Origin of the sequence: Sphingomonas sp., assembly GCF_035944535.1 — a bacterium.
In the GTDB taxonomy this organism is placed as follows: Bacteria; Pseudomonadota; Alphaproteobacteria; order Sphingomonadales; family Sphingomonadaceae; genus Sphingomonas_B.
In genome coordinates this window covers 94341-106565 of record NZ_DASZBC010000011.1, presented here as the reverse complement: position 1 = coordinate 106565, position 12225 = coordinate 94341, and the positions used below count along the sequence as shown (strand labels likewise).

At 65.7% G+C, this 12225-nt stretch carries 11 protein-coding genes; 2 read left to right on the top strand and 9 right to left on the bottom strand.

Annotation, left to right across the window (positions count from 1 at the left end):
* Positions 1-77 precede the first annotated feature (77 nt).
* The 3 genes from gspE to VGT77_RS11845 all read right to left on the bottom strand — a co-directional run bounded on the left by gspE (position 78) and on the right by VGT77_RS11845 (position 4671).
* Positions 78-1556 carry a type II secretion system ATPase GspE gene (gene gspE / locus VGT77_RS11855; protein WP_414713400.1) on the bottom strand — a complete coding sequence of 493 codons (1479 nt, stop codon included), beginning with the start codon at positions 1554-1556 and terminating at the stop codon, positions 78-80.
* Positions 1557-1621: 65 nt separating this feature from the next.
* Complete coding sequence (gene gspD, locus VGT77_RS11850) at positions 1622-3829, bottom strand: type II secretion system secretin GspD (RefSeq protein ID WP_327462809.1); 2208 nt, start codon at positions 3827-3829, stop codon at positions 1622-1624.
* The gene (locus tag VGT77_RS11845; RefSeq protein WP_327462807.1) at positions 3829-4671 is read right to left on the bottom strand and encodes a type II secretion system protein N; all 843 of its coding nucleotides are present in this window, start codon (positions 4669-4671) and stop codon (positions 3829-3831) included. Before VGT77_RS11845 ends, gspD begins: the two co-directional genes overlap by 1 nt.
* A 127-nt stretch (positions 4672-4798) precedes the next feature.
* Here VGT77_RS11845 and VGT77_RS11840 point away from each other — a divergent pair, with 127 nt between their 5' ends.
* On the top strand, positions 4799-5437 hold the full coding sequence (locus VGT77_RS11840) for a 2OG-Fe(II) oxygenase (protein WP_327462805.1): 639 nt from the start codon (positions 4799-4801) through the stop codon (positions 5435-5437).
* A 31-nt stretch (positions 5438-5468) separates the two neighbouring features.
* On the opposite strand, the gene VGT77_RS11835 is transcribed toward VGT77_RS11840, so the two are convergent.
* The 5 genes from VGT77_RS11835 to metZ all read right to left on the bottom strand — a co-directional run bounded on the left by VGT77_RS11835 (position 5469) and on the right by metZ (position 9728).
* A complete protein-coding gene (locus VGT77_RS11835) occupies positions 5469-6317 on the bottom strand; it encodes a PEPxxWA-CTERM sorting domain-containing protein (RefSeq protein ID WP_327462803.1) in 849 nt (282 codons plus the stop codon).
* Between the two features lie 195 nt (positions 6318-6512).
* Positions 6513-7193 carry a PEPxxWA-CTERM sorting domain-containing protein gene (locus VGT77_RS11830; protein WP_327462801.1) on the bottom strand — a complete coding sequence of 227 codons (681 nt, stop codon included), beginning with the start codon at positions 7191-7193 and terminating at the stop codon, positions 6513-6515.
* Between the two features lie 152 nt (positions 7194-7345).
* Entirely contained in the window at positions 7346-8131 is a 786-nt protein-coding gene (locus VGT77_RS11825) for a LysR family transcriptional regulator (RefSeq protein ID WP_327462799.1), read from the bottom strand.
* The gene (gene apaG, locus VGT77_RS11820; RefSeq protein ID WP_327462797.1) at positions 8128-8526 is read right to left on the bottom strand and encodes a Co2+/Mg2+ efflux protein ApaG; all 399 of its coding nucleotides are present in this window, start codon (positions 8524-8526) and stop codon (positions 8128-8130) included. The genes VGT77_RS11825 and apaG overlap by 4 nt, the downstream gene beginning before the upstream one ends.
* On the bottom strand, positions 8523-9728 hold the full coding sequence (gene metZ, locus VGT77_RS11815; protein WP_327462964.1) for an O-succinylhomoserine sulfhydrylase: 1206 nt from the start codon (positions 9726-9728) through the stop codon (positions 8523-8525). The genes apaG and metZ overlap by 4 nt, the downstream gene beginning before the upstream one ends.
* A gap of 146 nt (positions 9729-9874) precedes the next feature.
* Here metZ and VGT77_RS11810 point away from each other — a divergent pair, with 146 nt between their 5' ends.
* On the top strand, positions 9875-11095 hold the full coding sequence (locus VGT77_RS11810) for a glycosyltransferase family 39 protein (RefSeq protein ID WP_327462795.1): 1221 nt from the start codon (positions 9875-9877) through the stop codon (positions 11093-11095).
* On the opposite strand, the gene VGT77_RS11805 is transcribed toward VGT77_RS11810, so the two are convergent.
* Positions 11092-12177 carry a glycosyltransferase family 2 protein gene (locus tag VGT77_RS11805; protein WP_327462793.1) on the bottom strand — a complete coding sequence of 362 codons (1086 nt, stop codon included), beginning with the start codon at positions 12175-12177 and terminating at the stop codon, positions 11092-11094. The two genes, VGT77_RS11810 and VGT77_RS11805, sit on opposite strands and share 4 nt — an antisense overlap.
* Between the last annotated feature and the right edge of the window lie 48 nt (positions 12178-12225).

Here is a 12225-nt window from a genome sequence, read left to right as displayed (position 1 = left end):
GAGCGAAGTCGAGAAACGCACCGGACGCTTCACTCGGCTTCTCGACTTCGCTCGAAGCGAACGGATTAGGAAGAGGATCAGGCATTCACCTGCTCGCGGCGGGTGATGCGAACGGCTTCCTCCGGCGTCGTCTGGCCCTCGACGACCAGGGCGCGGGCAGCGCTTGCCAGGTTCGGCGCGCGGGCGAAGGCGTGGCGGGCGATAGCAACTTCGTCGCCGCCTTCGTTGATCAGACGGCGGATCGTGTCGTCCACCCGCACCGCTTCGAACACGCCGACGCGGCCGCGGAAGCCGGTCTGGCCGCAGGCCTCGCAGCCGCCCGGCTCGTACACCGTGCTGCCGGGCTCCAGCCCCAGCAGCGCCTGCGCCTGTTCGCTCGCCGGCTCTGCGCGCCGGCACTGCTCGCACAGGCGCCGCACCAGGCGCTGCGCGATGACTGCTCGCAAGGTGGAGGCGAGCAGGAAGGGTTCGACCTTCATGTCGCGCATGCGGGTGATGGCACCGACAGCGTCGTTGGTGTGGACGGTCGAGAGCACCAGGTGCCCGGTGAGCGACGCCTGCACCGCGATCTCCGCCGTCTCGCGGTCGCGTATTTCGCCGACCATTACCACGTCGGGGTCCTGCCGGAGAATGGCACGGAGCCCAGCGGCGAAGGTCAGGCCAACCTTGGCGTTCACCTGAGTCTGCCCCACGCCCTCGATTGCATATTCGACCGGGTCCTCGACCGTCAGGATGTTACGGCTGCCGTCATTGAGCAGGCGCAAACCGGAATAGAGCGTCGTCGTCTTGCCGGACCCGGTGGGGCCGGTCACGAGGATGATGCCATTGGGCTCGCGCAGCGCTTCGTGCAGCACTGCCTCGGCCGTTTTCGATAGGCCAAGCACAGCTAGATCGAGGCCGGCATTTTCCTTGTCGAGGATGCGCAGCACCACGCGTTCGCCCGCCCGGCTCGGCAGGGTCGAGACGCGCACGTCAAGCAATTTTCCGCCCAGCGTCAGCGAGATGCGCCCGTCCTGCGGCACGCGCCGCTCGGCAATGTCGAGCCGCGCCATCACCTTGATGCGGCTGACCAGCACCGGCGCGACATGGGCGGGCATGCGCAGCGTCTCGCGCAGCACGCCATCCATGCGCATGCGCACGATCAGCCCAGTCTCATAAGGCTCGACATGGATGTCGGACACGCCCTGACGCACTGCGTCCGCGATCACGCCGTTTATCAGTCGGATCGCCGGCGCGTCGTCGGAACTGTCGAGAAGGTCGTCGGCCGTCGGCAAGTCGCCCGCGATCAGTGCGAGATCGTCGCCGAGCCCGAGCGAACCGGCTGCAGCGGCGGCCGCCTCGCCGTTCATCGCATAATGATCGGAAAGCAATTTGTCGAAAGCCTCGGGTGCGACCGCTTCGATCACGAGCGGCTGGGCGAGGTGCCGGCGCACTTCGAGCAAGGCGCGGGGATCGGCACCTTCCCGCAGCGCCACCTTGAACCGCTCGCCATCAGGCTCGAGCAGGATCACGCCGAACTTGCGCGCGAAGGCGTAGGGGACAGTGATCAACGGAATGCTGTGCTCCGGCGAAGGCCGGAGCCCATCGACCCCGGCCTGCGCCGGGGAACTCAAGACCTCGCTCACCGTCTGGGCTCCGGCACGGGGATCGTTGTGGTCGAGTTCCGCACCTGGGGCACGATGATTTGCGGCGGAGCGGCGGGAGGTGGCGTGCTGCCCGGCAGATTGGGAGGAGGCGTCGGCGGCAGCGTGCCCATATATTCGCGCACCAGCTCGTCGAGGCTCGGCTCGACGTTTGGACGCTGCAGCATCTGCTGCTCGCGCACATAGCCGTACCGCCGTTCGGCCAGCGCCCGCGCATCGGCGGCGGAGCGGATGATGGTCGGGCGAATGAAGACCATCAGGTTCGTCTTCTGCCGCGAGCGCGAGCGCGACTTGAAGAGCTCGCCCAGCAAGGGGAGATCGCCCAGCAATGGTATCTTCTCGATCGTGCGCCGCTCATTGTCGTCGAGCAGTCCGCCGAGCGCGATGATCTCGCCATTGTCGACCGTGACGGTGGTCTCGATCTCGCGTTTATTGAGGATCAGCTCGCTATTGTCATTGGAAACCGGGCCGGCGATCGAGCTGACTTCCTGACGCAGCAGCAATTTGACCGCGCCGCCCTCGTTGATCTGTGGCCGGACCTGCAGCTGAATGCCGACATTCTCGCGCTGCACCGTGCGGAAGGCGTTGTCGAAGTTGTTGGACAGGGCCTGGCCGGTGGTGATCGGGATTTCCTGCCCGACCAGGATGCGCGCCTCCTGATTGTCGAGCGTGACGATCGACGGCGTCGACAGGATGTTCGAGGTGCTGTCAGTCCGAACGGCATTGATGATCGCGCCGAAAATGCCATTGTTGCCGATGTTTGTGGCGAACCCGCCAATGCCGCCGGTCGCGTTCAGGATCGAGTTGACCGCCGCTTGAGCGAGCTGCTGGGACGCCTGGCTGGGCGTCCGCGTGGTCGTTGTCACGCCATCGTCGGTGGTCGTCGTGGTGCGGTCGAGCTCACGTGCACCGATCGCGCCGGCGATGGTCAGGATGTTCGGCTGGGCGTTCGAGTAATTGGTGACGGCGAACGGGATGTCGCTGCCCGGCTTGCCGCCGAGCAGGAACTGCACGCCCAGGCGCTTGGCGAGCGAGTCCGAAATTTCGACGATGATGGCTTCGACCAGCACCTGCTCGCGCCGCACGTCGAGTTGGCGAATCACTTCGCCCAAAGTGCGCTGTGTGTCCGGATTGGCGGCGATGATGATCGCGTTGGCGCCCTCGTAGCGCGTCACGATAGCGCTGTTACGGCCAGTGATGCTCTCGCCCGTGGGCGCGGACGGCACAACCGCGGCCGGCTCGCTGGCTGGCAGGGGCGTGGCTGTGTTGCCGACGGATTTGCTGCGGCTGCTGCCGCGGGGCGTAACCTGCGCGAGCCCGCGCGCCGCGCCCGGCTGGGTGACCGGCTGGCCCGTCAGTTGTTGCAACACCGGCAGCAGCAGCTCGGCATCGGCATTTTCGAGCCAATAGACACGGACTTCGGTGCCGTTCGCTGCGCGGCGGTCGAGATCGCGCGCTACGGCCGCCAGTCGCGATACGGTGCTGGCATCGCCGCGAAGCACGATCGAGTTCGAACTGTCGACCGCGACAATAGACGCCGCCGGGCCCGCCGCCGTACCGCCTGGCCCGGCTGTGGCACTACCGCCAACCAGCTGCCCGAGCGACTGGGCGATCTCGCGTGCCCCGGCGTTGCGCAGCGGCACGACCACTGTCGAGGCGCTGTCCTGGTCGATCCGACGAAGCACTTCGCGCACCCGGCGGACATTGTCGCCGAAATCTACGATCACCAGCGAGTTGCCGGCGCGGTTGGCCGTGACCGAGCCTTGCGGGCTGATCAGCGGCCGGATCGTCTCAACAGCCGAGGGTGCGTCGATCGCGCGCAGCCGGACGATTTCCGTGACAAGCGAGTTGGCGGCTGCCGCCCTCCCCACTCGGCTCGGCTGCGTCGCCGCGCCTTCGATCGGCTGTACCCTGAAGGCACCACCTGCTGACGGGATCGCCACCAGGCCGTTCGCCCGCAGCGTGGACAGGAAAACCTCATAATATTCCGAGCGGCTGAGCGGCCGGTCGGTGACGACCGAGACCTTCCCCTGCACGCGCTGGTCGATGATGAAGGTGCGACCGGTGACCTTGGCCGCGTCCTGGATGAAGGCGCGGATGTCGGCGTCGCGCACGTTCAACGAATATTGCGCGGCGACGGGGCTGGCGACCGCAAGCAGCAGCGCGGGGATGAGAAACTGACGCATCACTGTCCTGAAATGCTCACGGCGATCGGCACGACCTGCGCGCCGCGCTCTACCGCGATCGAGAGATTACCGCCGCGGACGAGGCCCGCCGCCGCACGTTGAAGATCCTGCACCGAGCCGATCGGCCGGCCGGAGACCTGCACGATCACGTCGCCGGGCTGGAGGCCGATCCGTGCGAGAAAGGCGACATCGCCACGCGGCACCAGTCCCGTGACCCGGCCGCCCGCCTGACGTGGCGCCAGGTTCAGCCGCGACTGGAGATCGGCGACGGAGACGTTGCCCGGCGCTGACGTCTGCCCGCCCGGCGTGCTCAGCAAGGCTGTGTTCGTCACCGGCGGCGCTGCTGGCGCAGCGGCGACCGGTGCCGCGCCGGATTGATCCAGGAACAGGGTCTCGTCCGCGCCGCCGCGCGAGATGACCACGCTGTCATAGCCCACCGACTTGAGCGTCACGCCTGGCTGGATCGCCTCACCGACGGAATAGCTGGTCTGCACATTGTCCGGCCCGGCGATGATCGCCGAGCCGCGCCCGGTCGCCTCATCGACCCGTACGCCGAAGAGCTTCAGCTGCAGCGACGTCACAACTGCCGGACCGCCTGCACGGCCCATCCGGAAGAAGGGATCGAAGCCACTCGACAGCACGGCGCGCGCACGATCGATGTCTGGCCCTTGAGCCGGCTGCCAGTCGCCCAGCGGGCCCAGCGGCGTCACCACCGCCCAGACCAGCCGCGCGCTTTGTAACGCCAGCAGTGCCAGTAGCGCGATTTCGGTCAGGCTCAGCAGGCTATAGCGCGGCAAGCGCCGGAAGAGGCGCCATTGGCGCGGATCGATTGCGAGACGCAAATCCTCACTCCCCCGGGGCAGAAGCTGCCTTTGCGACGATTCGGTGACAGTTTTGCGTCACTCTCCTGGCTTGACGCTCCGCCCCTAAGCATCGCACTTCGCTCGCTTATACGGGCCGGAGTGCTGCATGGACAATCCCTTCGACCAGATGGTCATCGACAGCATGATGAGCGCGCCCGGCGTCCAGCGCGTGCCGAGCGCGAAGCTGCATCTGTTCATCAAGCGCAACTTCCTTTCGGCGGAGGAATGCAGCGCCTTGATCGAGCGGATTCGCGCCAACCGCCGACCTTCGACGCTTGCCAACTTCAATGGCGATGCGGCCTTCCGGACTTCGCAGACCTGCGATCTCGACTCCGAGGACGCGGTCGTGCGCGCAATCGAGGACAAGATCACCGCCTTCTCGCGCCTCGATCCGATCTATGGCGAGCCGCTGCAAGGCCAGCATTATGAGGTCGGGCAGGAATTCAAGGCGCACACCGACTATTTCGAGCCGCAGGGCGTCGACTACCAGAAATACACGTCGGTCGCGGGCCAGCGCACCTGGACGGTGATGGTCTATCTGAACGAGCCCGAGGCAGGCGGCGCGACGCGGTTCAAGGCGATCGACAAGATGGTGCAGCCGGAAACGGGCAAACTGCTCGCGTGGAACAATCGTCGGCCGGATGGCACCGTAAATCCGTCCACCATTCATCATGCGATGAAGGTGCGGGCGGGCGAAAAATTCGTGATCACCAAATGGTTCAGGGAGCGACCCTGGGGCTGGTAAGCCCTGCCTTCACAGCAGGGCTCTCCAAAGGTCAGGCGAGGACCGACTTCACCCTCTGGCTGCGGCGGGACATGGCGCCGATCAGGCCGAAACCGCCCAGCATCATCGCCCAGGTCGCCGGTTCGGGCACCGCCGCGATATCAGCCGAGAAGCTGCCGGTCGCGGTGGCGCGGAAACTGCGCAGCGAGTTGGACGTGGTCGCCTGGTTCAGGCCCTTATTGGCGCCGTTAACGAGCGACTGGATCGCGGTCAGCGAGAAGGCCGCGTCGCGCTCGGTCGTGTTCGAAAGGTCCAGGAAGTCCGACGTGTAGGTGATGGTCGCGCCGCTGCTCGTCGCCGCTGACAGCCCGCCCGAGGTCGCATTCTTCTGGCCGAACACCGTCTGGTCGTTGATCAGCGTCGCGCTGAGCAGGTTCGCACCGGCCGCGTAGGTCTTGTTGCCGATAACGATGTCATGGGCCGACTTGAACGAGAAGCCGCCCGCCAGGCCCCACTGAGCGACATAGGGCTGACCGAACACCATCATCTGGCTGGCCGGCGTGGCCGCGACCGACAGGTTCATCATGAACTTGGCGTCCACGTCCGTGACGAACGGCGCCAGCGCATCGGTCAGGAACGAGAATTTGACGTTCACAGGCGCGGCAACGGCTGCGTTCGGATTATAGCCGTTCGCGGCCAGGTTGGTCTGGGTGAACAGGCTGCCGCCGGTGCCGTTTGCGCGAAAACTGTTCGCCGTTCCGCCCGTGCCGTCATTCTGCCAGACGATATTGCCGCTGTTGGTGGCGTTGAACGAAGCGAAGGTCGTGACGGCCGCATCGGCGGCGCCGGCAAAGGCTAGAGTGGCAGCGATGGCGGCAGCGCCGCTCCAGAAGCTCTTCATGTTTACACCCCCAAAACGCAACAACAACAACGCGGAGGCAAGACACGCTTCCGCTGTTCGTGCTGCTACGGGCAGGAGATGGCGGCCGGAAGAGGTGAAAAGCTCGTTAACCACTCCCGAATCGGGACAAGCCGGCGCTTGGAGGCACAAAAAAAAGGGCGGCAGAAGCCGCCCTTTCCCTGTTGTTCGAGGCTGTTAGGCCAGAACGGACTTCGCACGGCTGCTGCGGCGCGCAGCGGCACCGAGCAGGCCGAAGCCGCCGAGCATCATCGCCCAGGTCGCCGGCTCCGGAACGGTCGGAGCGAACGACTGACCGCCGATGGCGGAACCGTTGATCAGGCCGAAGGTACCGGGCTTGAACGCATAAGCGTTGGTGCGCAGGATGTAGACCGCGCTACGCTCCGTGCCGACCAGGCCATTCGTGCCGAACTCGATTTCGACGCGGTTGCCGTTGGCGGTGCGGCCAGCGGTCGAGGTGAACATGCCCGGATTCGCACCGGCCTGGAACGGACCAGCGCCATCAACGTCGTTCGGACCTTCGCGATAGGCGAAGACCGAGAATTTGCCGAACTGCGCGCCGGTCAGCGTGAAGATCTCATGATCATTGTCGGTCGAGTTGTTGCCCGGCCCGAGGCGCTGAACCTGGTAGTAGAAGTCCAGCTGGCCAAGCGTGTTGCGATACACGGCCTGACGGACGAGCGCCTGGAACGTCAGCGCAGTGGCGACGTCTTCGCGATAGGCGATGCGGGTGCCCTGGGTGGCGGCAACCGGCGCGAACGGATCAATGGCGACGCCGGTCGAGCCCGGCAGAACCACGGCCGCCTGGACCGGGAAAGCGGCTAGCGCAGCCGCCGCGAGCAGAAACTTCTTCATCATAAACCCCCTTACAAGTTCGCCACCCGCAAGGGGGTGACCTGGTACACGACTCGTTACATGCGGTCCTGCAGGCCTCTAATACATGTAAATGGCCTCCGAGCGAAAGAGGTAAATAAAAGGTTAAGGGTGCCGTTTTGGCACATTCGCTGAAGTCAGGCGGAAAGATGCTCCACGAGCCGCTTGACCTTCGCCTGCCGCCATTGCGGTGTGGGCGCGATGAGCCAATAGCGCAGTCCCTGATCCACCGGATCGCCCAGGATGCGCAATCTTCCTGCTTCGACGTCACCGCGGGCCAGCAGCTCCGGTACCAACGCCCGCCCAAGTCCGGCAGCAGCGGCTTCGATGGCGAGGCCCGCATCGGCAACGCGCAGGATCGGTTCCGGCGCGGCATGGCCCGGCCAGGCGATCCAGCGATCGGCCTCGCCGCTGGGACTGGCGACCTTCAAGAAGCTGGCGGAGCCGACCGAAACCCCCTCCAGCTCGCCCTTGTCGACCATCAGCCGGATAGCCAGGTCCAGATTGGCCTCGGTGAAGTCGATCGCCTCGTCGGCTGCAATCAAGTGGAAGCGCAGCTCCGGGTCCTGCTTGGCGAGGTCGCCCAGACGCGACGATAGCCATCGGGCGGTGAGATCACGCGGTGCAGCGATCGTCAGCACCTTGGAGGATTGGCCAGCCTGCATCGCGCGCACCGCGTCCTCGAAGCAGAGAAAGCCATGGCGCAAGGCGTCCAGCCCTGCTTCGGCTTCGGGCGTCAGCTCCAGTCCGCGAGTCGTGCGCCGGAAGAGCACCGTGCCAAGCGTGTCCTCTAATGCCCGGATCTGCTGACCCACCGCCGCGGGGGTGACGGCCAACTCGTCGGCGGCGCGCGTGAACGACAGATGGCGCGCCGCAGCATCGAGCACGCGCAGGCCGTTCAGCGGCAGGTGGGTCCGCTTCATGCCTGCACCGCCGGCGCGACGAGCGGGAAGCGCGGGATGGCGATGTCGAACATCGATCCGTCCTCGCCGACCATCCGGTAGCTGCCGCGCATCTGTCCGGTCGGCGTCGCGAGGGGGCAGCCGGAGACATAGTCGTAGGAGCCGCCGGGCTCGATCACCGGCTGCTCGCCGACCACGCCTTCGCCCTGCACTTCGTGGCGTGCCCCGCGTCCGTCCGTGATGATCCAGTGGCGCGTGAGCAATTGCACCGCCATCCGCCCCTCATTTTCCAGCCGGATGTGGTAGGCCCAGAACCAGCGGCCCTTGGCCGGATCCGACTGTTCGGGCAGGAAGCTGACCGACACGCGCACGGTCACCCCGCGCGTCGTCTGCGCATGGGGGAAGAGCGCCTTCAAAGGCCGACGCTCCCCAGCGCCCGGTCGAGATCGTCGATCAGGTCGGCTGGGTCTTCCAGGCCGACATTGAGTCGCAGCATGCCCTCGGTAATGCCCATCGACTCCCGCACGTCCGCGCCCAGGCTGCTGTGCGTGGTCGACGACGGATGGGTCATTAGCGACCGCGAATCGCCGATATTGTTGGAGATGTCGATCAGCTCCAGCGCGTCGAGCAGGCCGTGCGCCTGAGCCCGGTCGCGCACGAACAGCGACATGATCGTGCCGCCGGCACTCATCTGCGCGAGCGCGAGGTTGTGCTGCGGGTGCGATGGGAGCCCCGGATAGAGCACGCGCGACACGCGGCCCTCCAGGAAGGTCGCGACCTGCATCGCATTCTCGCACTGGCGGCGGACGCGGAGATCGAGCGTCTCGAGCCCTTTTAGCACCACCCAGGCGTTGAAGGGCGACAATGTCGGCCCGGTGTTGCGTAAGAACGGCAGCAGCACGTCGTTGATGAAGGCTTTCGATCCGCACACCGCACCGGCGAGCACCCGCCCCTGCCCGTCCATTAGCTTGGTCGCCGAATAGGCGACCACATCGGCGCCGAAGGTCATCGGCCGCTGCAGCGCGGACGTGGCGAAGGCATTGTCGGCGACGGTCACGATGCCGTGCGCCTTGGCGATGCCGCAGACGGCCGCCAAATCGACGATCTCCAGCGTGGGGTTCGCGGGCGTCTCGAAGAAGAAGACCTGGGTGTTCGGCCGCACTGCCGCTTCCCAGGCCGCCGTGTCCGAGCCTTCAACGATCGTCACCTCGATACCGAAGCGGGGCAGCAAGCTGTCGGTCAGCCAGCGGCAGGACCCGAACATGGTGCGGGCCGCAACCAGATGATCGCCGGCAGAGAGCTGGCAGAGCAAAGCCGCCGTCATCGCCGCCATGCCGCTCGCCATGCAGCGCGCCGCCTCCGCTCCTTCCAGCAAGGCGATGCGCTGCTCCAGCATCTCGACCGTGGGGTTCTGCAGCCGGCTATAGGTCATGCCGTGCTGCTCGCCGGCGAAGCGCGCCGCGGCGTCGCCGGCGCAATCATAGGCATAGCCGGACGTCAGGAAGAGCGCTTCGGACGTTTCGCCCCATTCCGAACGCGCTGTCCCGCCCCGCACAGCGAGGGTGGCCGGCCGCCATCTGGCGGTGATGCTGCGGTCCTGTCCCGATCGTCTCTTCACATCGGCGCTTTGCCGGGCGACCATGGTTCCGGTCAACCCAAAGCCCGTACGGGCTGAGCTTGTCGAACCCCTGCTTTTTCTTCTAGCGGGCCGACAAACAAGAACAGGGCTTCGACAGGCTCAGCCCGAACGGAGCGGGGGTTTCGGTGCGTAACATCCTTTCGCGTTTCGAACGGCTTACTGCCGCGCAGATGGCGTCGCTGCTAATCCTAGTGGCAGCATTGCTGTTCTTCGTGCGGCTCGACGACCCCGCGCTGCTGATGTTCGACGAGGTCTATTACGTTCCGGCGGGCAAGGACGTGTTCGACATGGTCCGCCGCTCCAACCAGGAGCATCCGCTCTTCGCCAAATGGCTGATCGGCCTTTCGGTCGCCATATTCGGCGACAGTCCGATCGGATGGCGCGCTTTGGCCAGCGTCGCCGGGATAGCAACCATGGTCTCCATCTACGTGATCGCCCTGAAGCTGTTCGGCGATGTGCGCACCGCAGCAACGGCGGCGCTGCTCGCGTTGCTCAATCAGATGCTGTTCGTGCAGGCGCGGATCGCCACCCTCGACGTGTTCGCCGGCGCGTTCCTCTTCGTCAGCATCGCACTGCTGGTCTGGGGCCATGGCCGCCCGGGACAGCGCTGGCTGCTGGCAGCCGGCATCTGCCTGGGCCTAGCGATCGGCTGCAAGTGGAGCGCGATGCCCTTTCTGGCGCTGCTCGGGATCGGCGTGCTGATCGGCTGGAGAGAGCGGCGGTTCCGGGCCGGCACGGTCTTCGGCGGCGCGGCGGTGGTCGCCTACCTCGTGACGTTTCTACCCGCCGTCTTCTACGCGAACGAGCCGATCAAGCTCGACCAGATCATCCCCTTCCAAATGTACATGTTCCAGCTGCAGACGCGGCCGCTCGAGCAGCACACCTATCAGAGCACGCCCTGGCAATGGCCGCTGATCACGCGGCCGATCTGGTACCTCTATGAGCCCGTGCAGGGCGTTCAGCGCGGCGTGCTGCTGATCGGCAATCCGGCAATCATGTGGAGTGGACTGATCGCGCTCGCCGCTTGCCTGTGGGACGGATGGAAGGAGCGCAGCCGTCCGCTCCTGCTCCTGTGCGCGCTCTACATCTTTTCCTTCGCGATCCTGATCGTGATCCCGAAGAAGATCGGCTTCTATTATTACTACTACTTCCCCGGCCTGTTCCTGACCTTGCTGATCGCCGCAACCTTCCACCATGCCTATCGCGTGAAGGAGCGCTGGCTGCCGGCCGGCTTCCTGGCGGTCAGTTTCGGGCTGTTCACCTATTTCTACCCGATCCTGTCGGCTGCCCCGCTGCCCAATGATCAGGCCTTCCACCGTTGGATGTGGCTATCGACCTGGCCTTAATAGCGGCTCCACACGAAGCGGCTTGACAAGGCGAAGTTCCAGACCGCGCCGACCACGATGCCCGCGAGCGCCGAAACAGTCGCTTGCGCATAGCGCCCCGAAAACAGGAAATCGGCCACGCCGACATTGGCGAAGGCTCCGACGGCGCACACCGCGCAAAAGCTCAGCCAGCCTTTCGTCAGCGCCTTGATGCCGTGCAGCCGCCGATCGCGATAGGTCAGCGCGTTGTTCAAGAAGAAGTTGAAGGTCATCGCTCCCAAGGTCGCAATGGCCTGCGCCGTGCGGAAGGCGAGACCCGGCCCATGCAGCAGCCAGAAGATGCTCATATGCACGGCGATCCCCAGCGCGCCGATCGCCCCAAACATGGCGAACCGCGTCGGGATCCATCGGCCGAACAGCCGGTCGTAGAGCGCGATCAGGAACTCGAGCGCGACGACATGATCGAGCTTGGATTCGCCAATCTCGCGGCGGTGAAACTGCAGCGGCACTTCGGCGAACCGGAGCGGCGTGGCCGCGCTGGTCAGCAGATCGAGCAGGATCTTGAATCCGATGCCGGACAGGCGCGGTGCCAGTTTCCGGAAGGTCTCGCCGCGGATCATGAAGCAGCCGCTCATCGGGTCGTGCAGTTCCGACTTCAGCACCAGCCGCGCAATCCGGCTCGCCGCTTCCGACTTGGCCAGCCGCTCGCGCTCCCAATCGCCGGTCCCGCCGCCTGGCACGAAGCGCGATGCGATCGCCAGGTCGAGCTCGGGATCGGCATAGAGGGCAGCGGCCAGACGCGGCAGCACATCGGGGTCGTGCTGGAGATCGGCGTCAATCACGGCGATCAGCGGCGCCGCCGTCGCCATCATCCCCTCGATGCAGGCGGAAGAGAGGCCGCGGCGGCGAATGCGCTCGATGACCCGGATGCGCCGGTCGCCCTGGGCGAGGACGCGCAGCCGCTCGGCCGTGCCGTCCGGGCTATTATCGTCGACGAAGACCGCTTCCCAGCTGAAGCCCGAGAGCGCCTTGTCGAGCCGCCGCACCAACTCCTCCACATTCTCGACCTCGTTGAAGGTCGGGATGACGATGGCGAGTTCCAAAAGTTGTCCGTTCGTTTCGAGCGAAGTCGAGAAGCGGGTGCCCTCCCG

Coding starts and splice junctions, on each gene's coding strand:
- gspD (WP_327462809.1), bottom strand. CDS start 3,829: ATGCGTCAGTTTCTCATCCCCGCGCTGCTGCTTGCGGTCGCCAGCCCC.
- VGT77_RS11840 (WP_327462805.1), top strand. CDS start 4,799: ATGGACAATCCCTTCGACCAGATGGTCATCGACAGCATGATGAGCGCG.
- VGT77_RS11835 (WP_327462803.1), bottom strand. CDS start 6,317: ATGAAGAGCTTCTGGAGCGGCGCTGCCGCCATCGCTGCCACTCTAGCC.
- VGT77_RS11830 (WP_327462801.1), bottom strand. CDS start 7,193: ATGATGAAGAAGTTTCTGCTCGCGGCGGCTGCGCTAGCCGCTTTCCCG.
- VGT77_RS11825 (WP_327462799.1), bottom strand. CDS start 8,131: ATGAAGCGGACCCACCTGCCGCTGAACGGCCTGCGCGTGCTCGATGCT.